Source organism: Patescibacteria group bacterium, from assembly GCA_041659905.1.
Classification (GTDB): Bacteria; Patescibacteriota; Kazan-3B-28; order Kazan-3B-28; family UBA10110; genus UBA10110.
Map to the genome: position 1 here is coordinate 24,917 of JBAZXK010000003.1, position 26,980 is coordinate 51,896.

The following is a 26,980-nucleotide window of genomic DNA, read 5'->3' on the forward strand; positions in this document are numbered from 1 at the left end:
ACCGCAAGGGTCCGAGGAGTCCCGATGTAACATCGGGACGACAGGTTCCATATCCTACTCCCGGCACCAGAAAATTGCCTACCACCATCCGGTGGCTAGCAATTTTCTGATATTGAGATAGTTGGGATTCGGACCTGGGAAAGGGGTTGGGAAATACAGAGGGTATTATCTAGTAAAAGATAATAGTCTTGACAAATCAATAAAAGTATAGTATAATGAAATAATATTTATAAACTGATTAATATGTCGACCGAAACCTTTTCCAACCCAGATCTTTCTGAAATTAACTCTAGTGAAAACATAGGTGATCTTGGAGGCGGGACAGAAACGGAAGTGTCGCCAGAGGAAGTAATAACAGAAACAGAAAACCAGCCTGGTCAAGAGCCGGTAGGTCCAACTGAGGGTATAAAAAAAGAAGAAATTCCTTCAACTGAATCAGAAGCAGACATTCAACGAAAAATAGATGAAGCGACCACAGAACTGAACTTGGCTTTCTCTGAAAAAGAATCTCAAGGTTTAAATCCCGATAAAACCAAATCAGAAGAAATCCTGTCATTAGAAGAATTACTAAGCGATGAAGAACTTGTAACCATAGGTAAACAGTTTATTAAACTATTTGAATCTCTCACCCTGCAAGAATTACAAAGCATGATTGAAACTGGTCTTAACTCGAAGGGCGAAGAAGTGAGGAATCCAGCTACTGGAGAGAGATTAACACCAGAAATGACCAAGACCTTAGCAAAGACATTTCAACAACTCCTTTTTGTCTGGCTTCGTTTTATATTCGAACTTATTACCGGACTCCCGCAGGGGAATCAACAAGAAGAAACTACCAAAGAGCCTTATCATCCGGCGAATCAGACGCCTGAAGCAACTGCATCAATAGAACCGCTAGAAGAAACTGAAAAGTTGGGTGATACGAAAATAATTCCTTCTACTGAGGATACTGGAAAGTAGGACCATCAAGCATTCTTAGGTGATGTAGAAAAACGTAAGGTCAGCTATTGGGCAATGACTGGTTTTTTGTTGTATAATTTACTCAGTAAATGAAATTGTACATTGAATAGAATGGATTGGGTATGCTTTCATGAAGAATCAGTATGAGAGATTTTTCGTGGAGCAACCCACCGACTCCATACCGTAAATAGATCAACGGATGGGCGAGAGAGAGTAACTCTTCTTTGCCGCATCCAAGGTGGTTTATATACCACCCCGGGCGTTTATTCTTCGGTACTTTCTTAGGCACTGCTCGGACTATAAAAAAGTAGCCGGGCCGGCTATAGCAGTCTGGCGCACCTAGAATAATCTGACGCTTATTGCTTCCTTTCAGCAAGGAGAGCAAGAAGGAGATTATTATGAGACATTTATTTGGCAGGTCGATTTCCAAAATCAGAAAAAAGAAAGCTGACCAGGAAGCCTCCAGTAAAATTAACAGTCGAAGAAGCCGAAGCGAAGAAGCCCAGGATGCCCAGTAACTCAGTGGAGTTCAGTGGCAAAAACTGTTATCCGGAGATCGTGAGTCGGCCCACGGCATATCGCCAGAGTAGCATTAAACAGGCAGTACTTGGGTGTTCTTGCGCCATAAAAAAAGCGTGAAGATTAAGTCACCCGCTGCAAGTTGTTGCCGCTTACGGCGCTCTATTCCAGTGGAGCTGCTTCTCACGGATCGACCAATCGAAAAACGCGCCTTTCTCTAAAAGGGGGAGGCGCTTTATTGTATAATATAATTAATATATTGTTGGAGCTTGAAATATCAAATCTCGCACAGGAAGGGGCATGGGTCTTTTCTTGTTGCGGAAAGGAGTGCTTACATCATGAGACATTTAGTATTAGTGAACAACACGTAAGGCCGAACTGCGCAGAGTAACGAGAAACCCTCGTTAAATGAAAGGAGAAGGAAATGCGGACGACCTAAGTGTCGGTAGTGTTGGTAGAGAGGCATGTTCTTTTCCCTCGTGATTCCCTGCTTAATAGCCGGAACGAGAGAGGGTGTACTTCACGATTTCTACGTAAAAATCGATCAAATTTCAGGACGGTTGTGCGAAGGAACGAATAAATACGGCAAAAAAGGAGGAATAATCGAACATGAATCCACGGCGTGGATCACCAGATGGTACTTCTTCACTAACAACCAATTTCGAGAAGTTAGTCAGAACGGCCCACCTGCACTCGACAACCAAGAAAGCTACTACGGCGAAGAGAAAAGCCGGCGGAACATCCTCACTAGGCGAGTACTGTCGCACAAAAGAAAGCGGCAATAACGAGCTTAATGCCATCCAGCAGAAGAGTATGCCCATAGGTTAGATCACATAACCTGGAAGGCACACATTGGTATGGCAAGCGAGATTAATGTTCGAAAATATTCTGCTCCCCTGAATAAAAACGGGGGAGTTTTTCTTTAACTTTTTATAACAGAGCAATATCTATACTTGGAGTTATTATCTTAATAACCTATAATGAATTTATAAATTATCAAAGTATGATTTTTTCTAAACCCGGATTATCGGACTTATATATTAAAAAAGGATACTCTGTTTCTGCTATAGCCAGGCATTTTAATTGCTCTGAAAACAAAATAAACTATTGGTTCAAAAAATATGGTGTTCCCAAAAGGAATATAAGTGATGCTATGTATCTTAAACGTAATCCGGGGGGTGATCCTTTTCGGTTTTCTTATCCCAGCACCTTAGAAGGAGTTAAATTGTTAGGCATGGGATTAGGATTATATTGGGGTGAGGGCAATAAAGCGGATAAGAATTCAGTCAGATTGGGCAACACAGATTCGAGCTTAATTAATAAATATATAGATTTCTTAATTAAGATTTGCCAAGTTAACCCGGATAAGTTAAGATTTGGGTTGCAGATTTTCTCTGATACTGATCCTGGAACAGCATTAAATTACTGGGTTAAGATCATCGGGTTTCCCAGACAACAGTTCTTGCCAAAAGTAATAGTAACCCCAACTAGAGGGGTAGGTAGTTATAAAAAGAAATCTAAGTATGGTGTTTTAACGGTTTACTTCCACAATAAGAAATTAAAAAACTTGTTGATGAGTATGTTAAATTAGTATTGTAGTCAGGCCCACGTAGCTCAGCTGGTAGAGCAACTCCATGGTAGAGCATTCACTCTCTGCCCACTAGCAAAGAAATTTGTTAGTGAATCCCGAATAACGGTTAAAGATTAGTGCCTAATTAAGACCGTGGCGGTAAAATCGCCCGAACGACTGACAAGGGAGGCATCATCTCGTGAGGGAAATGTCTAAGATACAGTCTAATCCTCTCGTATATGGCGATAATATCTAAGGAGAGGTATAAATGAAGGAGTAGGTCAGCAGTTCAAGTCTGCTCGTGGGCTCCAGCCTACGCTACATTTAGTAGCTTCGGCTGGTTGTACCAGCCATTATAAATAGAACAAAAGCGTAGGCTGTCCTTCGTAGCGCTATCTATATTGGGAGAGACTAATGATCTATTCCCAATGAGATGAAACGCAGGATGGACATCGTCGCTTGGCTGTATCAATTTAAGCAACCCCTGAAGTATTATAATAGACAGTTATGAAGACTGCTGTTTTTGCCACACCTCTAGCCGATCGGATGCGCCCAGCCACGCTGGAGGGGTTTTTTGGTCAGGAAGAATTAGTCGGGGATAAATCTTTTTTGCGGGAAGCTATTAAAGCCGACAATGTGCCATCAATGATTCTCTGGGGCCCGCCGGGGAGTGGCAAAACTACTTTGGCGTATATTATCTCTCAACAAACTCATGCCGAGTTTGTAAAATTATCAGCAGTTAATAGTGGCCTAAAAGATCTTCGGTTTATTTTTGAACAAGCTGAATACAATCAGCGTCTAGGTAAAAAGACCATTTTGTTTATTGACGAAATTCATCGCTGGAATAAAGCCCAGCAAGATGCATTATTGCCGTATGTCGAAAAAGGTACAGTAACTCTAATTGGTGCGACCACCGAAAATCCTAGTTTCGAAATTAATTCAGCTTTGATTTCTCGCACCCGGGTGCTAGTGTTGCAAAAATTAGACAAGGAGGCCATTAAGCAAATTTTAAATCATGCCATTGCAGACAAAACTAAGGGTCTCGGTGATACTAAGATAGAAATTAATGATGACAGCTTGGATTTGATAGCTCGCTTAGCTAATGGTGATGCGCGCATGGCGTTAAATACTTTAGAAGTTTGTGCGGAGCAACATCAACCGATTACGCTTGAACTAGTCAAACAAGTCCTACAAAAAATGCACCTGATGTACGACAAGGACGGTGAAGAACATTACAATATTATTTCGGCTCTGCATAAATCGCTCCGAGGTGGGGATGCCCATGCTTCGCTGTATTGGCTGACTAGGATGCTGGAAGCGGGGGAAGACCCCTTGTATGTCGCTCGGCGACTGGTCAGGTTTGCCTCCGAAGATGTGGGACTGGCAGATAATTTTGCGGTGGTTTTAGCTAATAATGTGTTTGAAGTATGTCAAAAACTGGGGATGCCAGAATGCTCGGTCCATTTAACTCAATTAGTCATTTATTTAGCTAAAGCTAAGAAAAACATTGTGGCTTATCAGGCATATGGATTAGCTAAACGCGATGTGGAACAATTTGGTAATTTGCCAGTGCCACTTCATATCCGGAATGCGCCAACTAAATTAATGAAAGAACTCAATTACGGCAAAGATTATAAATACACTCCCATGGAAGGCCAAACCGATTTATCGTATTTGCCCGAAGAGCTCAAAGCCCGCAAATACTTCAAAGAATAACTCTCTTTTTCTGTCATCCTGAGCGAAGTCGAAGGATCTGTTGCTTTCCAAAGCAACCCAATTCTTTCGCTACCACTTTGCTCGCCTGCCTGCCGGTAGGCAGGTCCAAAGTGGTAGTGCCGTGTGGACGGCCAAGTCGTCGGGATTATTCAATGGCAAAATCTCTGGGTGTTAACAGGCCAAACTCCCCCTCACTAATTTGCTTTGGCATAATTAGTGAGGGGTCAAACATGGCCTCACCCACAGAGATTTTCCTCATTTCAGCACATCCCTCCTCCAATGGCTTAGCAGGAAAAATCTATTGAACTTCCACAGACATGAAATACAACGGTCGTTGTATTTCATGTCTTATGTAGAGTTTCAACGGCTCAACGCGTTGATCCGTTAAAAATCAGGTCTGGGAGCTGAAAACTCTTGACTGGGAGCGGATTTTGTGGTAAGTTAAAAGTATAAGGTGGAGTTGTTCCAAACAACTAAATCAAACCACCAGCACCTAAACAAGGTGATAAGGGAGACTACCTGATGACACATCAGCCTACCTCTAATCCAGCTGACAAGGAAAATACCGTCAGTGAAGGTCTTGCTATCCATTTGGATCGCATGATTGAAGACGCCACTCGGAAGTATCCAGGTGGAACAGCCAAGGCCAATCTTGCGAAAGGCCATCCTGGCTTTGTCAAACGGCTCTGGGAGATCTTCGACGAACTGGCCGACGAGCAGGCCCTGCATCTGCCGATCATCGAGCGTCCGGCATGGAAGGTTCTGCAACGAACCTGCAACGATGCGAAGAGTTACATCTCCGCACTCGAATCGGGCGGATACAAGATCGGTAACTGGGCCAGAGACATCATGAACAAACTGGCCTTTATGGCAGGATTCGATGTCAACAGCGTCGAACTGATGTTAGCTACTACCAAGGAACTGACTGGCAAAGACACAGCTACTACTACTGAGATCTTTGATGCCATCCGAAAAGTTGGCAGTCTTTGCCCGGCATGGGCAGGACCTGAATTGCGCAAGCAATACAGTGACCAGCCCAATGGCGAGTGGTTACGCATCGCCATGGAACCCATCGTGGATTCCAATGGCGGTCCGGGCCTCTTCAGCGTTGAGCGCGATGGCAGCGGCCTGTGGTTGGACTACTACTTTGACGTCCCCGACCACTTCTGGCATGCCGATGACCGGTGGGTCTTCTGCCGTCGCAAGTAACTCTTGGCACTTTGCTCTTTGCCCTTTTGGGCCCTTTGAACTTGACTCTTACCCGCGTTCGCAAGAACGCGGGTTTTCTGTATCTGGTAAACTAAATATGGAATTAGGCAAATAATGCCAGCGATCACGGTTGTTGGCGGCCGAACCCAGTATCCATGCAATGAGAATATTCTCGACCAAGGTTTGGAATAGAGGTTGCATGCAGAAACTTCAAAAAATGAAGATACTTGGTGAAAGATATTCAGGCATTGAAGATGCCGCATAAAATACAACTCTAAAATCCTGCCGCTAGTTGGGTGGATCAAGGAGTGGTGACAAAGGATAATATCTTTCACGACGTGGATTCCAATGGCGATCCGAACATCTTCAACGTTGAACACGATGACAACGACCTGTGGTTGAACTACAACTATGACAACCCCGACAACTTCTGGAATGCCGATAACCGGTGGGTCTTCTGCCGTCGCTACTATCTTTGTTTCTCTCCTGGGCATCCGGGAGAGTTTTGTTTGTTGAGTTGGCCTAACCAACCTCCCAGCATTTTGCCGATTTCATCCAGAGGCGTGGACAGGGCTATATACTTTTTGCCATCTAATGATTCAGTTTCCCAGAGAATCATTAAAAACACCTTGATGGTATCCAGTTTACGAATTGCCAATTTTACATAAGGAGCTTTCTCAGTGCGCGGAAGAAAACCTGCTTCAGCTACCGCCTCAATTATGGCAGTAAATAAGTTATCCACCTTTATCCCCAAAGAGTACCGATGGGTTTTAGGCAAGGTGTTATGATAGCCGTGCCAGAGGATGTAAGCATCCTTCAGCTTTTGTAATACCGGCAACAGAAGTGTGTGTGTGTGTGTGTGTGTGTGTGGATATCTTTACTTGCCATATGAAAATTTCTAAAGGATATTATGAAAATATTATCTCACTTGAAAACCTGCTTGGAGCTTGGCAGGAGTTTGCGGTAGACAAACATTCAAGAAAAGATGTGCAACAGTTCCAAAGAGACTTGATGGCTAATATTATTGAATTGCACCGAGATTTAGAATCTGGCGACTATCGCCATTCAGCTTATAGCCCATTTAAGATATCCGATCCTAAACCCCGAAACATTCATAAGGCAAGTGTTAGAGACAGATTGCTTCATAGGGCAATTTACCGAGTCCTATATCCAATTTGGGATAAAACTTTTATCTATGACAGTTATTCCTGCCGGAATAACAAAGGCACTCATAAGGCGTTTACTAAACTAGAGAATGTCTCCAGAAAGATAAGCAAGAATTATACCCACCCCTGTTTTGCCCTCAAGCTGGATATCCGCAAGTTCTTTGACAGCATAGACCATGAAATACTAATGGGCTTATTGCGCGAGAGAATTGAGGATAAGAAATTATTAGAGTTATTGGAAAATATTATTCAGAGCTTTTCTGTCTGTCATGCTGAATTTATTTCTCGTCATTCTGGGGAGCCTCTAAAGGCGACTCCAGAATCGTATAATAATCAATCTATACGATCCTGGACAAGCCAGGATGACGCAGAAAGCAGGGGTATGCCATTGGGAAATCTCACCTCACAGTTATTCGCTAATGTTTATTTAGACCCGCTGGATAAGTTTGCTAAACATCATTTGAAAGCCAAGCATTATCTCCGGTATGCCGATGATTTTGTCTTTCTGTCTGATAACCCGGATGAATTACTGGGTTATCTGATAGAAGTAAATCGGTTTCTGAAAGCTAAGCTCAAGCTGAATATCCATCCCAATAAGATATATTTAAGAAAACTTAATTGGGGCATAGATTATGTCGGTTATGTGGCCTTACCTCACTATGCCATTCCCAGAAAGAAAACTGTCAAACGAATCTTCAAAAAATTAATCTATCTCAAAGAGTATTGCCCAGAGCGAATCCCAGTAACCATGCCATCTTATTTGGGGTATTTAAGGCATGCAGATACCCATCATTTAGTATGCTGTTTACTGCAAAGATTTTCCGAATGATTAAGAATAAGTTGGCGTGGTTTCAGGAGCGTGATAATATATACCTATACCTATGGTGGAGGTATGTTATATTCTAAAACTACGCATATGCAAACAGAGAACAAAAAACAGGAAAGTTTGGTGAGTTTCAAAAAAGCCCACAGCCATTTAGGAAATATTATCAAAATGGTGGAGCGGGGGGATTATTGTATCGACATTATGCAACAGAACTTAGCTGTAATCGGCCTCCTAAAATCCGCCCATGCCAAATTAATGGAGAATCATCTTAAGGGCTGTTTTACTAACGCTATCCAAACCAACAGCACGGCCAAGAAAGAAAAGATGATTGAAGAGATTCTGAGTGTTACTAAGATGTTTAATAAGTAAGAAGTAACCCCTCTCCGCCAGTTGGCGGATTCGCTCGGGGGATAATAGTTCTCATTTCATTCGAACAGTAATAATTTTATTTTTCGAGTGAAATCGCTTTCTGCGATGGAGTCGAGAAATTATATATAAGAAAGAGAGAGTTATATATGCAAAAACACACCTACTATGTCAAAGGTATGCACTGCGCTTCCTGTGAGATCTTAATTGAAAAAGAACTCTTGTCTTTCCCCAGTGTTGAACTTGCGGATGCAACTCTCACCAACGGGCAGGTTAATATAGGTTTCAAACATGACAGGCCGAGTCTTGAGAAATTGAATGAATTATTCAGGGAAAACGGATATGTTTTTTCGGACCACCCTTTCCCTAAAGAAAGCTCGGATTGGTTAAAGCCGATCCTCTGGGCCGGGCTGATTATTACAATTTTTATTCTGGTAATAAAATTAGGTTTGGCTTCTTTTGTCAGCGTCAATTCCCAGAGTTCTTTGGGAGTATTCTTTATCTTTGGTTTGTTGGCGGGAATTTCCGGTTGTGCCGCCCTGATCGGCGGGCTGGTACTGTCTCTCTCAAAACAATGGCTGGAAATGTACAGCCCTTCTGCCAGCTTAACTGCAAAAATGATTCCGCATACTCTATTTAATGTCGGACGCATTATTTCTTATGGTCTTTTAGGGCTGGCTCTGGGATTTCTGGGAGAAAGAATTCAATTCTCTCCAGTTATTACAGCTGTAATCGTGTTGGCCGTATCAGGACTCATGTTGTTGTTGGCCTTACAGATGATGGGAGTTAAAACATTTAGTCGATTGCGCATAGCTTTGCCTAAAAACCTGACTGGGAAAATTTACGCAGGAGAGCGGAAGGGCGGTTGGTTCTATCCTTTGTTTGTTGGGTTTTTGACAGTGTTGCTTCCTTGCGGTTTTACAATTATTGCGGAAGGAGCGGCTATCTTATCCGGGTCCCCATGGCGCGGATTGTTGATTATGTTTTTCTTTGTTTTAGGTACGATGTTACCGCTAATGGCCATCGGGGCCTCCAGCGTCAAACTGGGGAGTAATCAAAAATCTTCCGAAGCATTTTTAAAGACGGCCGGGCTGCTAATTATTTTCTTTATTATATTTAATTTGAATACTCAATTTGGCCTGGTGCGATATCTATCAAATTTTATAAGCAACCTGGGAGCTGTTGAGAATTTGGAGGGTCAATCAGGAAATAACGCATTGCCGATACCGGATACCACCCAAGTGATTAAAGCAATTTATTCGGACGCCAAAGGGTTGAACCCGAATTCTTTTACTATCAAAGTTGGCCAACCGGTGCGACTGGAGATAGAAGTGAAGGATGATGTCTACGGTTGCATGAGCACTATTTTAATTCCGGGATTATGGGATCAACCCGAATTGATGCGCAAAGGCAAAACTGTGGTGATGGAATTTACTGTCCGCCGATCAGACACTTTCCCGATCACTTGCGCTATGGGAGTGCCTTGGGGCACCATCAAAGCTATTTATTAATAATCCAATAAATCGTAATTATGGAAATGAGGTTTAACATCAAGGGCATGCATTGTGCCAGTTGCGCCAGCATCATTCAAAAAGCCATTGCCGGATTAGACGGCGTCAAAACTGTGACGGCAAACTTTGCCACAGAAACGGCCACTATCGATTTTGACGAGAATAAAATATCGCTCCAAGAGATGAACGAGCCCATCAAAAAACTTGGTTACGAGTTGGCGGCTGATGAAAGCAGTGGCCATGTGCATAATTACGATGAGCATGCGGATCATGCGGGAATGAACCAATCCAAATCCGACAAATTGCGCAGTTTAGAGCAGCAAAAAATTAAAGTCCAATTTTCTCTGCCGGTGGCGCTGGTGGTTTTTGTTGTAATGATCTGGGATATTCTCGCCAAAATTTTTCCGGTTGTCCCGCCGCTTTCCATCCCAATGCAGGTATTTAATATGGTAGCTTTGGTGATTGCGACCGTCATGGTGTTTTGGGTGGGGTCGGCTTTTCTTCAGGGGGTGGTCCGGTTTGTGAAATACAGAGTAGCTAATATGGATACTCTAATCGGTATCGGTACTCTCACCGCCTATACTTATAGCACGGCCATCACCTTATTCCCACAAATCATAGAAGCGCTCAAACTGCCCGAATATACCTATTTTGATGTCACGATTGTGGTCATCGGTTTCGTAACTTTAGGGAAATACTTAGAAGCCAGATCTAAAATTAAAACCGGCGCTGCGATTGAAAAACTAATTGGTTTACAAGCCAAATCTGCGCTGGTGTGGCGAGATGGCGGGGAAATGGAAATTCCGATCAGCGAAGTTAGAATTGGTGACCTGGTGATAGTCAAGCCCGGCACAAAGATTCCAGTAGATGGAATTATTCAAGAAGGCCAATCGTCCATTGACGAAGCCATGGTGACCGGAGAACCGATACCGGTCGATAAAAAAGCTGGCGATGCAGTGATCGGGGGTACCATTAACAAGCACGGGGCTTTTAAATTCAAGGCCACTAAAGTGGGATCGGACACGATGTTGGCCCAGATCATTAAAATGGTGGAAGAGGCCCAAGGTTCCAAAGCGCCTATTCAAGAAATTGCTGATAAAATTTCCAGTATCTTTGTGCCGACCGTTTTAGTTATCGCTCTACTCGCTTTAGCAGTTTGGTTAACTATCGGAACATACTTTTTGGGATTCTCGGCGGCGTTATCGTTTGGCATTATGGCCTTCGTGGGTATTTTGGTTATTGCGTGTCCGTGCGCTTTAGGTCTCGCTACCCCCACGGCTATTATTGTGGGTGTGGGTAAGGGAGCGGAGCATGGTATCTTGATCAAGAATGCAGAAAGCTTAGAGAAATTAAGTACTGTTGGCGTAGTAGTTTTTGATAAAACTGGTACCATCACCAAAGGCAGTCCCGAAGTAACTGATATAGTTCCTGTAGATAAAACTATAACGGAGAATGATGTTTTGATATTAGCTGGTAGCATTGAGAGATATTCGGAACATCCCTTAGCTCAAGCGATTGTGGCAGAAGCTAATAAACAAACCTTACCCTTGCAGGACCCCACTGATTTTAAAGCCTTGGAAGGGGTAGGAGTGCAGGCCAAGTTGCAAAATGTGATGGTAATGGTGCGCAAACCAACTCCCTCGGAAGCGGATCTTCCAGAAATTCATCTTCTGCAAGCCCAAGGCAAAACGGTAATTATTGTGGAAAGTGATGGCCACATCCAAGGATTTATCGCTTTGAGCGATACCATTAAAGACAACGCCAAAACCGCTATCGATGGTCTGCATAAAAAAGGCATTAAGGCGATTATGTTGACCGGCGATAATCAATTAGCCGCCAAATATATTGCCGCTCAAGTTGATATTGATGAAGTTATCGCCGGAGTGCTGCCTCAACAAAAAGCGCAAAAAATCAAAGAGTTGCAGACAGCAGGAATAAAAGTTGCCATGGTGGGAGATGGCATCAATGATGCTCCAGCCTTAGTCCAAGCGGATGTGGGTATTGCAATGGCTACCGGCACCGATGTAGCGATGGAGTCAGCCGGAATCACTTTGATTAAAGGCGATCTACAAAAATTGATCCAAGCTATTAGCTTAGCAAAAGCAACTATGACTACCATCAAACAAAATTTATTCTGGGCATTTATTTACAATGTGGTAGGCATCCCAATAGCTGCGGGGGCTCTGTATCCCATTTGGGGGATATTTCTTAATCCAATTTTTGCCGGGTTGGCGATGGCAGGCAGCAGTGTGTCAGTGGTCGGGAATTCTTTGAGGTTGCGTGCCAAAAAAATATTTTAATGACTGACCGCTCCGTTCATATAAACTATGCAATAATTATGATATGAATAAAGTATGGGCAGTTCCATTTGTGGCTGTGAGCGGCGGATTGGCGTTTTTAGCGCATGCTTTTTGTCCGGTCTGTGCGGCCGGGGCGGTAGTTGGTTTGGGTATATCCCGCTATCTGGGAGTGGATGATAGTGTGACCGGTATCTGGATCGGTGGTTTGCTGGCGCTGCTGGCCATCTGGACGATAGCCTGGTTAAAACGGCGCTATCCGCGTTTGCCTGAATGGTGGCAGGCCGCAGTTTTCTTTGGCTATTATTGGGTTGTGTTGGGGCCGCTCTGGTGGCTGGGGAAAATCGGGCACCCTTTAAATCGTTTATGGGGCATCGATAGGTTATTATTAGGAGGGGCTATCGGTACGCTGATAGTTTTGCTGGGTCTCAAACTACACTACTCTCTGAAAACCAGAAATAATGGCAAATCGTATTTTCAATTTCAGCGCACAGTTATCATATTAAGCAGTTTGATTATTGCCAGTGTGATTTTTTATTTTTTAAGTAAGTAGTAAAGTAAGTACCAAGGTAAGTACCAAAGTAAGTAAATTATGACTGACAAAATTCAAAATTTAGATGAGTTTGTTGCCAAAGTGGATGCGATGAAAAAGGAGAATAAGTTGGATTTATCTTCCGACCAGGATTTGAGCATTGCCATTATGAATCTAGTGAGCTTGGAAGAACACTTCTTTTTTACCGCCGCCAAAACCGACAAAAATAAATATTATGATTTTATTGGCGAGATTCGGGAAATGCGGAAAAGTTTAATGGAGAAAATCGTCAAAAACCCGGAGGGGGAAATTTGGTGTATTTCCAAGCATCTCTTGGCGGCTTCCATGCGCTTACTGGAGGTGGGGAATAAACAATTAAGCTTAGGACGGAAAGAAGAGGCCTATGATCTATTCCAGAAATCCTATCAGCTCTACAATCTCTTCTGGGGCCTCAATATGAATTTGATCGATGTGGGGGAAATCAAGAAGATTGATGGAGGTGCCTTACATAAATCCGACACGGATAAAAAAGGTTTTCTCGGCAAACTGGGCGATATTCTCAAAAAAGCTCTTGATTGCTGCCGCGAGTAATTTGTTGCTCTGGTTGACAAAAACAACCAGTTAATCAATAATATGCCTTATGGCAAAGAAGATTAAAGCTAAGGTGAAATTGCAATGCCCCGCCGGCAAAGCTAATCCAGCACCTCCTGTAGGGACGGCTCTGGGTCCGCACGGTATCCAACTTATGGAGTTTTGCAATCAGTTTAATGAAAGAACCCGGGAATTGGGTGATACTGTGATCCCCGCTATTATTACTATCTATGAGGATCGCAGTTTTGACTTCATTTTGAAACAGCCTCCGATGTCGGAGCTGATTAAAAAAGCGGCTGGTGTGACTAAGGGTTCCGGCAAGCCGAATAAGGAAAAAGTTGCCAAACTAACTAAAGCCCAAGTGCGGGAAGTCGCCGAAAAGAAAATGTCCGATTTGAACGCTAACGATATTGAAGCGGCCGCCAAGATTGTCGAAGGCACAGCCAGAAGCATGGGCGTCGATACTGAATAGCATATAGAGGATAGCATCCAGCATCCAGGGAAAACGTGTCTGCGGCACAATCTAATTAAAATCATGCGAAGCATACCAACACTATATGCTAAATGCTAATCCCTAAATGCTTGTTTAATAATTAATTTGTGGGACCTAATCCAAGAGGTTAGGGTTTGTACCACGAGGAGGTAACATGGCAGTAGAAAAGAAGAAAACCACTAAGAAGTCGGGCGCGCCTAAGTCTTCGGGTGCCAAAAGGACAGAAGCACGCAAAACTGCTCCCATCAACAAAATGGGTCGGGGCAAAAAGTATTTAGAAATGGTTAAGTTAGTAGATAAAAGTAAATTTTATCCTATTACTGAAGCCATTGATTTGTTAATTAAAACTTCTCCAGTTAAATTTGATGCAACGGTAGAAACTCATATTCAAACTGGCTTGGATCCGAAAAAAGCGGATCAGAATTTGCGCGGAGTAGTAGCGATGCCGGCTGGACTTGGGAAAACCGTCAAAATTTTAGTGTTTGCCGAAGGTGAAAACGCGACAGCCGCCAAAAAAGCGGGTGCAGATTTTGTGGGGAGTGAAGATATGATCGAAAAGATCAAAGGTGGTTGGTTAGGTTTCGATTTAGCTATCGCCACCCCGGACTTGATGCCCAAGATTGGCCAGTTAGGTAAAACATTAGGGACAAAAGGTTTGATGCCTAATCCCAAAAGCGGTACGGTGACAGTTACACCGGCTAAGGCGGTGGAGGAATTCAAAAAAGGTAAAGTTGAATTTAAGTTAGACAAGGATGCCATTGTGCATTTAGGCTTTGGCAAAATCTCATTGGGCGTAGAAGGGTTGACGAATAATTTCACAACTTTATACAAAGCCATTATGGTGGCCAAACCAGCTAGCGCCAAAGGCATTTACATTAAAAAGATGAGTTTATCTTCGACCATGGGCCCCGGCATTAAGATAGATTTATCGAGTTTATAAACAAAATCCTGAGATGAAGTTTCAAGAATGGATACAAAATAAACCGATGCCGAAAAATAAGCGGGAAGCTTACCAGCTGTTATTTGATTACATTTTGGATTTGTCGGAGAAAAAAGATTTAGATTATTCCCCGCAAAATATTGGGCTATATGGGGAATTGGGTGTGGCGGTCAGGGTAGGCGATAAAGCCATGCGGTTAAAATCATTATTGGTAGATAAGAGAGTTCAGCGAGTTAATGACGAATCAGTCGAGGATACTTGGTTTGATCTGACTAATTACGGACTAATTGCTGTAATGTTGCGGCATAATTGGTGGTTGGAATTAGATTGGGGTAATAACCAAGAAAAGACTCAACCGGAAAAGCCTGAGGTTGACAGAGAGGCTCCGGTCGAGTAATATCCTAAACGTATCCTTTAAAGACCGTAGGCGGGGTCCAAACCCCATAAATCCTACCGAGAAGGAACCAATTAGCATTTAGGGGTTAGCATCTAGCATCTAGGGCTGGCAACTAAGGCAAAAGGTTCGTCTCGGAGGAGACGATTTTTTAATTTTAAGGAGTTAAAATGCCAAAAACCAGAGTTCAAAAAGAAGCTCAATTAACCAAACTGGTCGATAAGTTGAAATCCAGCAAAGCGGTAGTTTTGACAGAATTCACGGGTTTAACCATGGAAGACCTGGATGCTTTGCGGGCAAAAGCGCGCAAAGAAGGTGTCTCTTTCCAGGTAGCTAAAAATACTTTACTAGACAAAGCCACTAAAGAAGCGGGCATCGAGGGATTAATCACTCAAAAAGTCGGTAAGCAAATTGCCGTGGCGACCGACGGTGAAGACGAAGTGGCTATTTCTAAATTGATTTACCAGTTTGCCAAAAATCATAGCGAAAAAATTAAAATTTATGCCGGCATATTAGAAAAGAAAATTGTATCAGTTGATGTGATCAACCAGTTGGCGCAATTGCCCAGTCGCGAAGAATTATTGACTAAACTAGTCTGGACATTAAATTCTCCGCTCAGTGGATTTGTCCGAGTACTCAATGGCCCGGTACAAGGTTTTTACAATGTAATTAAAGCTTTATCAAGTAAATAATATTTATTAAGGTAAGCCCTCGATTTCACTCGGGCAATAACAACTATTTATTCTTCGAGTGAAAATCGCGATCTCGCGATTGAGTCGAGAAGTTACCTGAAAAAGAAAGGAAATATATGGCAGATGAACAAATGCAAAATTCCGATGGGGAAAAGGCTGTAGATACGAGTAAATTAACCAAGACCGCTACTCAAGTAATGGAATTGGTTGAAAAAATGTCTGTTCTAGAATTGGCAGACTTAGTTAAGGTTTTAGAAGATAAATTTGGCGTCAGCGCGGCTGCTCCGATGATGATGGCAGGCGCTATGCCGGGTGCCGCAGCGGCTCCTGCGGAAGAAAAAACCGAATTCGATGTGCACTTGACTGGGGCTGGTTCCAATAAAATTGGTGTCATTAAAGCTGTCCGTGAAGTGACCGTCTTAGGGCTAAAGGAAGCTAAGGATTTAGTTGAAGCTTTACCGAAAGTCTTAAAGGAAGGCGTCAAGAAGGCCGAAGCCGAAGAAATGAAAACCAAATTGGAAGCCGCCGGCGCCACTGTGGAACTTAAGTAATAAATAGCATTTAGGGGTTAGCATCCAGCATCTAAGGGCGGATACGAAGAACCCCAAAACAGAAATTATGCAAATAACCAAGGCCCGCTTCCTGCGGGTCTTTTGGTATATTATTTGTATGTCATTCCGGGCTTGCCTTTGCCCAGAGGGCTCTGGCCCGGCGGGACCCGGAATCTAGGCCTGGATCCTGAATCCGAACTTGGCTTTCAGCCAGTCGGTCCAGGATGACATAAAGGATTCAGGATGACGAATAAGAGGCAGAGCTGTAAGATGTAACTTATGGCGATTAAATTCGATATTTTAGCTAAAGATGGTCAGGCGAGAGCCGGGGTTTTACAAACTGATCATGGCGAGGTGCATACTCCAACGATTACGGTGAATTTTACGCCAGCTTTGCTTCGGTCTGGCTTATCGGCTAATCGATTGCAGGAGCTGGGTGTGGAAATGGTGCTCACCAATACCCTGCATACGATGATGGAGGGCCAGCTGCAAGCGCCGGATATTCACGAGCAGCTGAGTTGGAATGGGCCAGTTTTTGCTGATTCCGGCGGTTTTCAAATGGTCAGTTTAGCTAAGAATATGCGGGTAGAAAAAGACGGTATTAAATTCAGTTGGGACGACGCCGAACACAAAATTACTCCCGCACAAATAGTGGAGTGGCAAAAACAGATGGGAGTAGATATTATTATGCCACTAGATCGGGTGTGGCATTTGCGCCAGAAAAATCCTTTCGCTTATTTGGAGTCAGTTTTAACCACGGAAAAGTGGTTTCGCGAGTCTCAAAATATCAGCAATAATGTTTTTTATATTTTACAGGGTGGATTGAATAAATGGGCCCGGGCTTTAAGTCTGAAATATGCCAATAAACATTTAAAAGATGGTATTGCAGGCATAGCCATCGGTGGATTAGCCTTTGGTGAACAGCGCTCCAAAATGTATAACATGATCGATTTTTGCAATAGCCAATTACCCGAAGATAAACCGCGCCATTTGTTGGGCGTGGGCGAGCCGGTAGATTTACTAGAAAGCATTGAGCGGGGGATAGATACATTCGATTGCGTAGCACATACCCGGGAAGCTCGCCATGGTCGATTGCTAACTAGTCAGGGCTATTTGCGTTTACGCCGCGCAGAATACGCTAGCGATAATTCCGTGATTGAAGTCGGTTGTGATTGTCCAACTTGTAGAACAGGGATTAGTCGTAGGGAACTTCGGGCCGGCATGAAATCATCGGATCCAATAACCCGTCAACAAACATTAATTAAACTAATGTTGCACAATATTCGTTTTCTGATGCGCCTAATGGAACAATCTCGCACTGCCATCTCACAAAACAGATTTAATAAATTCAAGAAAGAATTTATTGTCAACTTCCGAAATAGTGTAAAATAAAACATTGCCAAATCTGATCTTTGAGAGGTGAGTATAATGACAATTCGTCCTCGAATCTTTGGTGTTGATCTTGATGGTGTCTGTATACGGATTGCGCCAACTTTCGCTCTGGCGGCTAAGGCTTGTGGCTATCAAGAGGAGCTTGATTATACCCAATATTGGATGGGTATACCTCCTAACCTAAGAACCCCGGTACAGAATTATATGGTTGTTTCGGGATTAATCCAAACACTGCCGGCTTATCCTTGTGCAGCCGCTGCTGTGAAACAATTGCAAGACGCTGGTCACAATGTGGTTTTTGTTACGGCCCGAGGGCGAGGGCACACAGGAACTGATAGCGACCTTAAAGAAACCATCGAGCTAATCACGTATCAGTGGTTGGCCGATAATAATTTTTCAGTTCAAAGGCCCATCATTTTCACTGCCGATAAGCGCGCAGCAGCGCAAGATTTTGGCATTGATGTAATGGTGGAAGATTGTCTGGAAACCGCTGAATCATTCCTAGGCACTGATATCAAATGTTATTTGGTCGATCGACCATGGAATGGTGGTTTGTACATTCCTTTTGGTGAATATGATTATCCGTGGCGCATTCGGCTACTCACAGATCTGCTCGCACTACTGGAGTAATTCAATCGCGATAAATCGCCCAGCCTAATCAGCTGGGTTTTTCTATTAAAGAAATATATTGCGCTGGGAGCCATTTTATGCTAGTTTGAGCTTGGCGTTATTTACTCTACAGAGTAAGAACGACTACTTGTTATTTGAAAGGATGGATTAACAACCATGGTCACACAGCATGGCTTAAAAACCACCACTACTTTGGCCACGATGACATGTATCATCGCATGCTTCTTGTTTGGAGGAATTGCCTGTAAAGGCGCCGCTGCTTTAGCGGGGATAGGACGACCCGACCAACCCGGGCTCTATCTTAATTTGGGACGAGGGTTGGAAATGGTAGATCCCTCTAAGCATTTAATCGTCGGCGGATTTCTTACGCCGTCTTTTGAGCTGAATGACTTCAACTCCAAAGCACTGATTGTGGAGCCGGGCATTACCAAAATCACGGCGGTCTATGTGATGACAGATGCCGAGAGGAGCTCACAACAGGACATTCTGGACCAGACCAAAGTCTTCTCTATTGTGCCTTTGAAACAAAAGCCAGATACCGGCAGCACTGCGTGGCTCGAAATGTATACTGATAATTTTACAGAGCAACAGGCTAAAGCCATGGAGTCTAGCCAAAATGATTTACCAGGTGGATATATGTGTTATGAATACGCCGTTCCACCACCCGGAACGGCGCCAGAAGGGCAGTATATGCTGGCTTTTGTGGGCGGGATCATCGGTATTAAACAATAAGATAAGACAAGAGTCCCTTTTCGTCCAGTTTATGCACTAGAACAACAGTACATTAGGTACCATAATTAAAAAACTCCTCAAAGCGATTGATAGTTCATCGGTCAGCTGCGAGGAGTTTTTTCTTAGAAGGATAAGTTTAAATAATAACCAAACCGGATGGTCAGTTGAGGCAAGGCTTTTAGTAGATCCGAAAACTCTTTAGGGTATTGGCTTAGCGTTCTCGTTGGGGGCCCCAGCGCAGCTCCGTTGCAAGATTCATCAACCCAACTGCCGCACACATCCAGCTCTTTCAATTTCTTTAACCCATACAAAACAGTCAAATCCACCGGGTGTTCCAAATCGATACTTAAATATTCTAATTGCGAAAGATGACCTAATGGTGATATATCCCTGAGGTCGGCATGAGGAAGGGTTAAGAATTTGAGATTGACTAATTTAGCTAGAGGAGAGATATCGGTGATTTTTCCTTTGTCTTCTACTGTGATGTCTAAATTAGTTAAACAAGTTAGTCCTTGAATATCCGCTAGGGCTTGATTCCCCGTCTTTTTTACGGCAGTTAAAAATTTATCTCGGCTAGAAATAAAACCTTTTTCGCCCAGGTGGCCCATAATATTTTCTAAATTGATTCCCGGGCGGGTATTGAACCAAGTTACATAGGAGTAATACACCGCATTGTAGCCGTTACTGGAGCAAGCTACGATAACTGGCTGATCCGAAGTAGTGTTGCCGTCTGGTTGTTTCTGTAGCGTCGAGCACCGGGTAGACCAAATTAATAGTAAAATCAGCAATAGCAGTAACAGACTGATTCCCAGCCCTTGTTTTCCATGGGCTTTTAGTTGCTCGAGTAGTTTAATAAACGGCGCTGTTAATTTAGAAGTGCCGTTGAAAAGTTTTTCCATTACCTTAATGGATTAATTGTGCCACCAGCTGACCCAGCGTCTGTTGGATAAACAGAGCCGCAGTAGTCATGCCGTTTTGTACACTGGTAATTAGCTTGCTCAGTAAGCCTGGATCGGCAGAAGCAGTGGGGGATGCTGCTGCCGGAGCAGTGATAGAAGCAGCCGGCGCGGTTTGAGTGGTGGTAGCCGGATTCAAATTAGCAGCCGAAGAAGGTTTTAAATTAAATAGCTCAGTGAAGAAACCGGCGATAGTATTGGTTTGATTTTCTTCAGTAGTGGTTGTATTAGTTGCTTCTGTAGTGGGAGCCGCACTCTGAGTGCGAGGCGTCGTTATATCAATAATTGGCACTTCCTCGGCAGCTCTAATTAACACCGAGGTAGCCGCGATTAGTTCAGTGCCATTGACTTGGACGGTGATAGTGACGGAACCGGGTAGTTTGGGAATAACCAATCCATTCGTGTCTACCGTGGCAACATTAGAGTCGCTCGTTGTCCATTTAAGCGACCCGCTAGTAGTAGAAATTTGTTTCCCGTCTTGATCGAGCACGATCACTAATGGCCGAAAAGTGGCCGGAGTGTATTTATTCAAAACTAATGTACTATGAAACGGCAGAACGGCGATGCTGGCTGGTACGGCCGGGGGTTCGTTCTCGGCAGTTTCTTTTTCCAACTGCAAAGTTGAAATAGTGTAGATTTGGGCGCCGGCGGTAAATTTAATCAGGATGCTTCCATTGGTCACTTGAATAGTTTTAACTAAAGTGCGGATAGTTTTAAAAGTAAAACCGACCCCATTAATATTTAAAGTGCCGAAAGCTTTTACGTAAATATTATGGCTGCCATTGCTGACGCCTAAAATGGTGACTTCATTCTTTTCTAGAATCTGTAAATAATTACCGAAGTTCTTGATGCCGGTTTCTTTTGGCCAGATTTCGAAATCAGTCCGGGTAATTCCTTTAATATCAGAACCAAAATCGATTGTAGGTTGGCCGTGGAAAAGCACTTCACCGGCTGAGGGGGATACATCCGTAATGGTTTGCACAGTGGCTTCAGTCGCCTGTAGTTCGCTTCCTTCCGCAAGAGCTATCTCTTCCGGCAAACCGGCGGCCATTGATTGGCTAAACAGAAACGCTAAAACTACTCCCACTGAAATAATGGCTAGGAGTTCTTGCTCGATTAGATTGATAAATTGTTTGCCGAGACGGCTAATTTTTATTTGTTTCATGTTTGTTTTTCTTTTTACCCAGAGTCCCCTGGGGGACCGGATGGTTTATCTGATTTCGCCAGCAATCGGACCCAACTTTTGTATTTAATTTTATTATACCACAATTAAATTTTTTTGTCAACTGGAACCAAGTGGTGTTGGGATATAAGAGTATAGATAGGTCCATGAGGAGTGAGGGTGCTCGCCATTAAATCAATACTGGTTGCGGACATAATAGCAGGTAGGGTGATGACACCATTTAAAGATTGGAGTTTATTCAAAGTGACAACGTCGAGAGATTTGACGCGAGCTAAAGTAATATGAGGCTGAAACGGTCTAGCGTCTAATGTGGGCACGATTTTAATCAAACTGTTTAGTAAGTCCGCTTGTATGTTTTTAAGGGAATCATTAACAACTCCCAGTCGGAGATGATGGGGCTGTTGCCATGACGGGAAAGCGCTAAGTTGAGTAAATTTGAGTTCCGCAGACGGGTGACGGTTGGCGACATTGTTAAGTATGATTTGAATTTCTGGAATTAAATCTTCTTCCGTATCACCCAAGAATTGCAAAGTTAAATGCAAATTGTCTACCCGAGTTTTATTTAGAGCAGAAGAGTCGGGCAGTTTAGCCGCAATTTTAGCTATGGCCAATTTGGTGGCAGCATCTAAATGAATCGCAATAAAGAGTCGTTGGTTCATGATGTTATTTTACTCTCTTATTTATTCTGTATTTTTTCCTTCCCCCGTCATGCTGAACTTGTTTCAGCATCTCTTAGTAAATCCTTCCATTTAGGGTTAACACTCTCAATCAAGTTGATTTTCCACTGACGATGCCATCTTTTCAGTTGCTTTTCTCTGGCAATAGCTTCTATTACCGAATCGAATTCTTCCAAATAAACTAGTCGCTTAAGCCGATATTTTTTGGTGAAGGATTTGATTTCGGATAAATAATGCTGATCTAATCGTTGAACAAGGGTACTGGTTACGCCAACATAAAGCACACCCCTTGGCTTATTGGTGAGGATATAAACATAACCTTTCTTCATAACCCCATTATAGAGATCCTGAAATAAATTCAGGATGACGAACAGCCGCACTACACCAGTTTGGGATGACAGAAAAAGAGACAGCGGGTAGTATAAATATACTAAATATAATGCCAAAATGGACAATCTCTATGCGGTGATTTTTGCGGGAGGAGTAGGGACGCGGTTGTGGCCAGTGAGCCGTCAAAATAGCCCCAAGCAACTCAAACCGTTTCTAGATAGCAACGATACGCTGGTCCAGAAAACGTGGGAAAGAGTGCGGAAGATTTTGCCACCAGAAAATATTTATATCAGCACAGTCAAAGGTTACGAAAATTTCTTAATCGAGCAACTACCCGAATTTCTACCAAATCATTTAATAGTAGAGCCGGAACTTAGAAACACTTGTCCGGCGATTGGGTTGGCAACGGCAGTAGTGGCAAAAGAACATCCCGGCGCTTTCATGATGAATGTGTGGGCGGATCATTATTATGCCCAGGAAGATAAATGGGTCGAAGTCATCCAAAAATCTTTTAATTATCTAAAACAACATCCGGAACTGGTTGTAAGCGTGGGATTGCCGATTATTTATCCGTATACAGGGTATGGCTATTTAGAAGTGCAGTCGGAGCCGATAATTGAAAATGTTTTTGCAGTGAAGCGATTTGTGGAAAAGCCTAGTCTGGAGCAGGCGCAAGAATTTATGCAAGCCGGCAATTATTATTGGAATCCGGCGCTGTGGCTGTGGCAAGGGGAAAAGATGTTATCTATCTACCGCCAGTTAGTGCCGGATATCTACCAAGGTCTGCAGACGATTCAGGCAGCTTGGGGGACACCGGATGAGTTAACTGTTTTGCAAAACACCTATCCCACCTTTACTAAAGTAGCGGTGGATTATGCTATTTTCGAAAAAGGTCCGCAGATGGTGCTGATCCCGGCTGATTTAGGCTGGAAGGATGTAGGGAGTTGGCAGTCGGTCCACGAAGTTTTAAACGGTAAACAGAAAACAGGAGTGGCGGTAAAGGGTAAGGCTTTAGTTGTAAACTGTCAGGATGTTTTGGTTTTTAATGAGGATACCGATAAGCTAGTGACCGTAGTCGGCTTAGAAGATGTCGCTGTCGTAAATACCCCGGATGCTCTGCTGGTAGTCAGAAAGAGCCGGGATCAAGAGGTGAAGGGTTTGGTGGAGAGATTAGAAAAGGAGGAGATGACAGAGTATTTATGATAGTATAAATTGGTAATATGATAAATAAAGCTTAATTTCTCCTTATGGCAAAGAAAACAGGTCTGTTAGGGGCAGTTATCGTGGCAATTCTCCTGATGGCCTTAATTATCGATATTCCAGCTTTAGCTAAATTCGTCGGATTTAAAAATGGCTGGACGATTCATGAGGGCTTGGACTTGCAAGGCGGTACTCATCTGGTTTACCAGACGGATTTAAGCAAAGTTGCCGCTGGCGATGAAACCACTGCCGTTATGGGAGTAGTGGATGTTATCCGACGCCGAATCGACGCTTTGGGTGTGTCTGAGCCGTTGATCCAAAAAACTAAAGATAATTCTCGGGTAATTGTGGAATTGCCGGGTATTAAAGATGTTAACCAAGCTATTGGCCTGATCGGTCAAACTGCTCAATTGGAATTCCGCGAAGGGATAGTGGGGCAGAGTATCGACGCCAGCAACAAAGTGATTGCTTACGAATACGACAAATGGAAAGACATTGGATTGACGGGCGCTAATTTTGCCAGAGCCGAGGCCCAGATCGATCAAAGCAGCAGTTCGTTAGTGCAAAAACCGGTGGTGGCAATAGAGTTCGATAGTACCGGTGCTAAAATTTTTGCCGAGGCGACCAAGCGTAATCTCCAAAAACCCCTAGCTATCTTTTTAGATAAACAGCTGCTCTCGGCTCCGACAGTTCAAGATGAGATCACGGATGGCCAAGCGATTATTAATGGTAGCTTTTCTCTGCAAGAGGCTAAAAGTTTAGCCATTCAGCTGAATGCCGGTGCCTTGCCCGTGCCAGTCAAATTAATTTCTCAAAACAATATTGGCGCCACCTTAGGGCAAGAAGCGGTGACGAAAAGCATTGTGGCGGGATTACTCGGACTGTTAATGGTATTGCTCTTCATGATCATCTTTTATCGTTTGCCGGGCATTTTAGCTTCACTGGCATTAATTATTTATGCCATTATTTCTTTAGCTATCTTTATCTTCATTCCGGTAACGATGACCCTGGCTGGTATCGCCGGTTTTATTATCTCGGTCGGTATGGCGATCGATGCCAATATTCTTATTTTTGAACGGATGAAAGAAGAAATCAGGGAAGGCCGCAGTATTTTAGCAGCAATTGATGCGGGATTCTATCGGGCCTGGACTTCTATCCGCGATTCGAACATCTCTACTTTAATTACCTGTGTTATTTTGTATTACTTTGGTTCCGGGTTAATTAGGGGATTTGCTCTGACTTTGGGTATCGGCGTGTTTATCAGCATGTTTAGCGCCATTACCATCACGCATACCTTATTGCGCTTAGTCGCAGCGACTCCGCTCGTAAAAAATCTTAAACTTTGGGGAGCCAAATCACTATGAATGTAGTTAAAACTTTTAAATTCTGGATCGGATTGTCTGTGGTACTGATCATAGTCGGCATTACCGCCATGTTTCTTTATGGATACAAAACTGGCATCGATTTTGCCGGAGGCACTATTTTGGAATTGCAGATAGCTCAACCCAAAACTCCGGATACCGACACTAAAATGGTTATCACGGATGCCTACAAATCTAAAGTGAACTTGGATGTGGCGCCTCAGGCAGAGGGCGGTGATCGCTACTTTGTGCGCAGTGCTCAAATTAACAATGATCAGAAAAATACCATTCTGGTGGCCGTGCAAGAAAAATTCAACCAGGTGAGCGAGCTCAGGTTCGAATCGGTCGATCCGACCATCGGTGCTGATGTGGTACGCAAAGCCGTGCTGGCGGTGATCTTGGCTATTTTTGGTATCTTACTGTACATCGCCTACGCTTTTCGCAGAGTGCCGGGGGAGGTAAGTGCTTGGCGGTTCGGCAGCGCTGCCGTCATCGCTTTAGCGCATGATGTTTTGATTCTATTAGGCCTCTATGCTATTGTCGGTCATTTTTGGGGAGCGGAAGTAGACGGCATGTTTATTACGGCGGTTTTAACTATGGTGGGATTTTCTGTCCACGACACGATCGTAACCTTCGATCGGGTAAGAGAAAATTTGCGGCGCCGGGCGGGTGAAGATCTCGTTGTGCTGCTAAATGACAGTATTGTAGAAACCATTGTCCGGTCAATTAACACTTCCTTTACGCTGTTTTTAGTGCTGGTCGCAATGTTTTTCTTTGGCGGCCCCACTCTCAAATTCTTTACGCTAGCGATGATTATCGGAGTAATCGTGGGAACTTATTCCTCGGTCTTTATTGCTTCGCCCCTGCTGTTACTCGGATATAAAAAACATTAATCATGTCCAGCTCAAAAGTTATTCAAACTCCGCGGGGACTCAGAGATATTTTGCCCGAAGAGCAGAAGTATTGGTTTTGGTAGAGAAAAATTTTCAGGATGTTTTTCATGCCGCCGGCTTTGAGCGGATTATTTTGCCAACCTTTGAAGCTACTGAACTATTTAAACGCAGCGTTGGCGAATTTACTGACATTGTGGATAAACAGATGTATACCTTCAAAGATCTGGGCGGCAATAGCGTCACGCTACGTCCCGAGGGTACTGCCGGAGCCGCTCGGGCTTACATTGAACATGGCATGCGGACCTTACCTCAACCGGTTAAATTGTATTATTGGGGGCCAATGTACCGTTACGAACGGCCTCAGGCGGGGAGATTTCGGGAATTCTACCAGTTTGGCTTGGAATTATTCGGCGACGATGACCCGGCGACCGATGCAGCCATGATCCAATCCATGATGCGGTACTATCAGAAAATTGGTCTCAAAGATTTAATAGTTAAAATCAATAGCTTAGGAACTTCCAAGTGCAGAGCCAAATCAGTCGGAGCGTTAGAAAAATTTTTAACTCCCCACAAGAAAGATTTATGTGAAGATTGTAAAATCCGCTTGAAGAAAAATACTTTACGCGTGTTAGATTGCAAGGTGGCTAAATGCAAGGGGATTGTAGCCGAAGCTGGCAATATTCTATTGGATAGCTTAGACCAAGAATCAAAAAAACGATTTACTAAAGTTCTCGAATATCTAGATGATATGAAGGTAGAATACGAACTCGATTCTAATCTCGTGCGGGGCCTTGATTACTACACCCACACGATTTTTGAAGTGGTTATAAAAGGAGAAGATACTTCTATCGGCGGCGGCGGTCGTTATGATGGCCTTATTAAACTTTTAGGCGGTCCTGATACGCCGGCAATTGGTTATGCTGGCGGAGTGGAGCGGACTATTGATGCTCTAAAACAACAAACGATTATGGTTCCAGAAACAGCTAAAACCGATGTGTTTGTGGTGCAACTAGGGGATCGAGCCAAAGCCAAAGCTATCGAAATTATTACTAGCTTGGAACAGGCCGGTTTGAGAGTTTCCAGTTTGCTGGGGAAGGGGAATATTCAGTCGCAGCTCGGGGCAGCTAGCCAACTTAATAGTCTTCTGGCAGTTATTATCGGCGATCAGGAAGTGCATGATAAAAATGTGATTTTGCGAGATATGCAGGATCGGTCTCAGGAAACAGTGCTGGATCGGAATATTGTCAAAATGATCATCCAGAAGATAGAAGAAAAAACTGCCATTAAACTCTAGGG

The 26,980-nt window shown here is 43.5% G+C and carries 27 protein-coding genes; 22 read left to right on the top strand and 5 right to left on the bottom strand.

The genetic code is table 11. From position 1 onward, the window contains the following. Positions 1 to 243: 243 nt before the first annotated feature. The 4 genes from WC805_03485 to WC805_03500 all read left to right on the top strand — a co-directional run bounded on the left by WC805_03485 (position 244) and on the right by WC805_03500 (position 5,971). Positions 244 to 957, top strand: coding sequence for a hypothetical protein (locus WC805_03485; protein MFA5967538.1), 714 nt, complete (start codon positions 244 to 246; stop codon positions 955 to 957). Between the two features lie 1,672 nt (positions 958 to 2,629). Continuing rightward, positions 2,630 to 3,067 (top strand): hypothetical protein, encoded by a 438-nt coding sequence (locus WC805_03490; protein ID MFA5967539.1) that lies wholly within the window; start codon positions 2,630 to 2,632, stop codon positions 3,065 to 3,067. Between the two features lie 486 nt (positions 3,068 to 3,553). Then, a complete protein-coding gene (locus tag WC805_03495) occupies positions 3,554 to 4,762 on the top strand; it encodes a replication-associated recombination protein A (protein ID MFA5967540.1) in 1,209 nt (402 codons plus the stop codon). 522 nt (positions 4,763 to 5,284) lie between these two features. Further along, positions 5,285 to 5,971 carry a hypothetical protein gene (locus tag WC805_03500; GenBank protein MFA5967541.1) on the top strand — a complete coding sequence of 229 codons (687 nt, stop codon included), beginning with the start codon at positions 5,285 to 5,287 and terminating at the stop codon, positions 5,969 to 5,971. 469 nt (positions 5,972 to 6,440) lie between these two features. On the opposite strand, the gene WC805_03505 is transcribed toward WC805_03500, so the two are convergent. Beyond that, complete coding sequence (locus WC805_03505; protein ID MFA5967542.1) at positions 6,441 to 6,809, bottom strand: four helix bundle protein; 369 nt, start codon at positions 6,807 to 6,809, stop codon at positions 6,441 to 6,443. 50 nt (positions 6,810 to 6,859) lie between these two features. Between WC805_03505 and WC805_03510 the strand changes: the two genes are divergently transcribed. The 14 genes from WC805_03510 (at position 6,860) to WC805_03575 (ending at position 19,084) form a co-directional block, all read left to right on the top strand. After that, entirely contained in the window at positions 6,860 to 7,966 is a 1,107-nt protein-coding gene (locus WC805_03510; GenBank protein ID MFA5967543.1) for a reverse transcriptase/maturase family protein, read from the top strand. A gap of 63 nt (positions 7,967 to 8,029) precedes the next feature. Beyond that, on the top strand, positions 8,030 to 8,332 hold the full coding sequence (locus WC805_03515) for a metal-sensing transcriptional repressor (GenBank protein ID MFA5967544.1): 303 nt from the start codon (positions 8,030 to 8,032) through the stop codon (positions 8,330 to 8,332). Positions 8,333 to 8,478: 146 nt separating this feature from the next. Then, positions 8,479 to 9,840, top strand: a complete 1,362-nt coding sequence (locus tag WC805_03520) for a sulfite exporter TauE/SafE family protein (protein ID MFA5967545.1) — start codon at positions 8,479 to 8,481, stop codon at positions 9,838 to 9,840. A gap of 20 nt (positions 9,841 to 9,860) precedes the next feature. Next, complete coding sequence (locus WC805_03525) at positions 9,861 to 12,140, top strand: heavy metal translocating P-type ATPase (protein MFA5967546.1); 2,280 nt, start codon at positions 9,861 to 9,863, stop codon at positions 12,138 to 12,140. Between the two features lie 43 nt (positions 12,141 to 12,183). Then, complete coding sequence (locus WC805_03530; protein ID MFA5967547.1) at positions 12,184 to 12,690, top strand: hypothetical protein; 507 nt, start codon at positions 12,184 to 12,186, stop codon at positions 12,688 to 12,690. Positions 12,691 to 12,729: 39 nt separating this feature from the next. After that, the gene (locus tag WC805_03535; GenBank protein MFA5967548.1) at positions 12,730 to 13,260 is read left to right on the top strand and encodes a hypothetical protein; all 531 of its coding nucleotides are present in this window, start codon (positions 12,730 to 12,732) and stop codon (positions 13,258 to 13,260) included. A 49-nt stretch (positions 13,261 to 13,309) separates the two neighbouring features. Continuing rightward, positions 13,310 to 13,732 carry a 50S ribosomal protein L11 gene (gene rplK / locus WC805_03540; protein MFA5967549.1) on the top strand — a complete coding sequence of 141 codons (423 nt, stop codon included), beginning with the start codon at positions 13,310 to 13,312 and terminating at the stop codon, positions 13,730 to 13,732. Positions 13,733 to 14,006: 274 nt separating this feature from the next. Beyond that, on the top strand, positions 14,007 to 14,693 hold the full coding sequence (gene rplA / locus WC805_03545) for a 50S ribosomal protein L1 (protein MFA5967550.1): 687 nt from the start codon (positions 14,007 to 14,009) through the stop codon (positions 14,691 to 14,693). Positions 14,694 to 14,739: 46 nt separating this feature from the next. After that, complete coding sequence (locus tag WC805_03550) at positions 14,740 to 15,090, top strand: hypothetical protein (protein MFA5967551.1); 351 nt, start codon at positions 14,740 to 14,742, stop codon at positions 15,088 to 15,090. Between the two features lie 167 nt (positions 15,091 to 15,257). Next, the gene (rplJ, locus tag WC805_03555; GenBank protein ID MFA5967552.1) at positions 15,258 to 15,779 is read left to right on the top strand and encodes a 50S ribosomal protein L10; all 522 of its coding nucleotides are present in this window, start codon (positions 15,258 to 15,260) and stop codon (positions 15,777 to 15,779) included. Positions 15,780 to 15,910: 131 nt separating this feature from the next. Then, positions 15,911 to 16,330 carry a 50S ribosomal protein L7/L12 gene (gene rplL, locus WC805_03560; GenBank protein MFA5967553.1) on the top strand — a complete coding sequence of 140 codons (420 nt, stop codon included), beginning with the start codon at positions 15,911 to 15,913 and terminating at the stop codon, positions 16,328 to 16,330. A gap of 279 nt (positions 16,331 to 16,609) precedes the next feature. Next, positions 16,610 to 17,722, top strand: a complete 1,113-nt coding sequence (locus tag WC805_03565) for a tRNA guanosine(34) transglycosylase Tgt (protein MFA5967554.1) — start codon at positions 16,610 to 16,612, stop codon at positions 17,720 to 17,722. 36 nt (positions 17,723 to 17,758) lie between these two features. Beyond that, positions 17,759 to 18,352: a hypothetical protein gene (locus WC805_03570; GenBank protein ID MFA5967555.1), complete on the top strand. Its 594-nt coding sequence runs from the start codon at positions 17,759 to 17,761 to the stop codon at positions 18,350 to 18,352. Between the two features lie 156 nt (positions 18,353 to 18,508). After that, entirely contained in the window at positions 18,509 to 19,084 is a 576-nt protein-coding gene (locus tag WC805_03575; GenBank protein MFA5967556.1) for a hypothetical protein, read from the top strand. A gap of 122 nt (positions 19,085 to 19,206) precedes the next feature. Here WC805_03575 and WC805_03580 read toward each other — a convergent pair whose 3' ends face one another. From WC805_03580 to WC805_03595, 4 genes are all read right to left on the bottom strand, one after another. Then, positions 19,207 to 19,983, bottom strand: a complete 777-nt coding sequence (locus tag WC805_03580) for a hypothetical protein (protein MFA5967557.1) — start codon at positions 19,981 to 19,983, stop codon at positions 19,207 to 19,209. 4 nt (positions 19,984 to 19,987) lie between these two features. After that, the gene (locus tag WC805_03585) at positions 19,988 to 21,205 is read right to left on the bottom strand and encodes an Ig-like domain-containing protein (protein ID MFA5967558.1); all 1,218 of its coding nucleotides are present in this window, start codon (positions 21,203 to 21,205) and stop codon (positions 19,988 to 19,990) included. Positions 21,206 to 21,309: 104 nt separating this feature from the next. Then, positions 21,310 to 21,882: an RNA 2',3'-cyclic phosphodiesterase gene (gene thpR / locus WC805_03590; GenBank protein MFA5967559.1), complete on the bottom strand. Its 573-nt coding sequence runs from the start codon at positions 21,880 to 21,882 to the stop codon at positions 21,310 to 21,312. A gap of 47 nt (positions 21,883 to 21,929) precedes the next feature. Further along, positions 21,930 to 22,229, bottom strand: a complete 300-nt coding sequence (locus tag WC805_03595) for a GIY-YIG nuclease family protein (GenBank protein ID MFA5967560.1) — start codon at positions 22,227 to 22,229, stop codon at positions 21,930 to 21,932. Positions 22,230 to 22,347: 118 nt separating this feature from the next. On the opposite strand from WC805_03595, the gene WC805_03600 reads away from it, so the two are divergent. From WC805_03600 to hisS, 4 genes are read left to right on the top strand one after another with little or no spacing between them, the layout of a single operon-like run. Next, positions 22,348 to 23,433: a sugar phosphate nucleotidyltransferase gene (locus tag WC805_03600; GenBank protein MFA5967561.1), complete on the top strand. Its 1,086-nt coding sequence runs from the start codon at positions 22,348 to 22,350 to the stop codon at positions 23,431 to 23,433. A gap of 44 nt (positions 23,434 to 23,477) precedes the next feature. Then, positions 23,478 to 24,794 (top strand): protein translocase subunit SecD, encoded by a 1,317-nt coding sequence (gene secD, locus WC805_03605; protein ID MFA5967562.1) that lies wholly within the window; start codon positions 23,478 to 23,480, stop codon positions 24,792 to 24,794. Then, complete coding sequence (gene secF, locus WC805_03610; protein MFA5967563.1) at positions 24,791 to 25,684, top strand: protein translocase subunit SecF; 894 nt, start codon at positions 24,791 to 24,793, stop codon at positions 25,682 to 25,684. Before secD ends, secF begins: the two co-directional genes overlap by 4 nt. Further along, positions 25,644 to 26,978: a histidine--tRNA ligase gene (hisS, locus tag WC805_03615; protein MFA5967564.1), complete on the top strand. Its 1,335-nt coding sequence runs from the start codon at positions 25,644 to 25,646 to the stop codon at positions 26,976 to 26,978. The genes secF and hisS overlap by 41 nt, the downstream gene beginning before the upstream one ends. Positions 26,979 to 26,980 lie beyond the last annotated feature (2 nt).

Bases quoted from the DNA above. Each gene is read 5' to 3' on its own strand.
- WC805_03485 (MFA5967538.1), top strand. From the start codon at position 244: ATGTCGACCGAAACCTTTTCCAACCCAGATCTTTCTGAAATTAACTCT.
- WC805_03490 (MFA5967539.1), top strand. From the start codon at position 2,630: ATGTATCTTAAACGTAATCCGGGGGGTGATCCTTTTCGGTTTTCTTAT.
- WC805_03495 (MFA5967540.1), top strand. From the start codon at position 3,554: ATGAAGACTGCTGTTTTTGCCACACCTCTAGCCGATCGGATGCGCCCA.
- WC805_03500 (MFA5967541.1), top strand. From the start codon at position 5,285: ATGACACATCAGCCTACCTCTAATCCAGCTGACAAGGAAAATACCGTC.
- WC805_03510 (MFA5967543.1), top strand. From the start codon at position 6,860: ATGAAAATTTCTAAAGGATATTATGAAAATATTATCTCACTTGAAAAC.
- WC805_03515 (MFA5967544.1), top strand. From the start codon at position 8,030: ATGTTATATTCTAAAACTACGCATATGCAAACAGAGAACAAAAAACAG.
- WC805_03520 (MFA5967545.1), top strand. From the start codon at position 8,479: ATGCAAAAACACACCTACTATGTCAAAGGTATGCACTGCGCTTCCTGT.
- WC805_03525 (MFA5967546.1), top strand. From the start codon at position 9,861: ATGGAAATGAGGTTTAACATCAAGGGCATGCATTGTGCCAGTTGCGCC.
- WC805_03530 (MFA5967547.1), top strand. From the start codon at position 12,184: ATGAATAAAGTATGGGCAGTTCCATTTGTGGCTGTGAGCGGCGGATTG.
- WC805_03535 (MFA5967548.1), top strand. From the start codon at position 12,730: ATGACTGACAAAATTCAAAATTTAGATGAGTTTGTTGCCAAAGTGGAT.
- rplK (MFA5967549.1), top strand. From the start codon at position 13,310: ATGGCAAAGAAGATTAAAGCTAAGGTGAAATTGCAATGCCCCGCCGGC.
- rplA (MFA5967550.1), top strand. From the start codon at position 14,007: ATGGGTCGGGGCAAAAAGTATTTAGAAATGGTTAAGTTAGTAGATAAA.
- WC805_03550 (MFA5967551.1), top strand. From the start codon at position 14,740: ATGCCGAAAAATAAGCGGGAAGCTTACCAGCTGTTATTTGATTACATT.
- rplJ (MFA5967552.1), top strand. From the start codon at position 15,258: ATGCCAAAAACCAGAGTTCAAAAAGAAGCTCAATTAACCAAACTGGTC.
- rplL (MFA5967553.1), top strand. From the start codon at position 15,911: ATGCAAAATTCCGATGGGGAAAAGGCTGTAGATACGAGTAAATTAACC.
- WC805_03565 (MFA5967554.1), top strand. From the start codon at position 16,610: ATGGCGATTAAATTCGATATTTTAGCTAAAGATGGTCAGGCGAGAGCC.
- WC805_03570 (MFA5967555.1), top strand. From the start codon at position 17,759: ATGACAATTCGTCCTCGAATCTTTGGTGTTGATCTTGATGGTGTCTGT.
- WC805_03575 (MFA5967556.1), top strand. From the start codon at position 18,509: ATGGTCACACAGCATGGCTTAAAAACCACCACTACTTTGGCCACGATG.
- WC805_03580 (MFA5967557.1), bottom strand. From the start codon at position 19,983: ATGGAAAAACTTTTCAACGGCACTTCTAAATTAACAGCGCCGTTTATT.
- WC805_03585 (MFA5967558.1), bottom strand. From the start codon at position 21,205: ATGAAACAAATAAAAATTAGCCGTCTCGGCAAACAATTTATCAATCTA.
- thpR (MFA5967559.1), bottom strand. From the start codon at position 21,882: ATGAACCAACGACTCTTTATTGCGATTCATTTAGATGCTGCCACCAAA.
- WC805_03595 (MFA5967560.1), bottom strand. From the start codon at position 22,229: ATGAAGAAAGGTTATGTTTATATCCTCACCAATAAGCCAAGGGGTGTG.
- WC805_03600 (MFA5967561.1), top strand. From the start codon at position 22,348: ATGGACAATCTCTATGCGGTGATTTTTGCGGGAGGAGTAGGGACGCGG.
- secD (MFA5967562.1), top strand. From the start codon at position 23,478: ATGGCAAAGAAAACAGGTCTGTTAGGGGCAGTTATCGTGGCAATTCTC.
- secF (MFA5967563.1), top strand. From the start codon at position 24,791: ATGAATGTAGTTAAAACTTTTAAATTCTGGATCGGATTGTCTGTGGTA.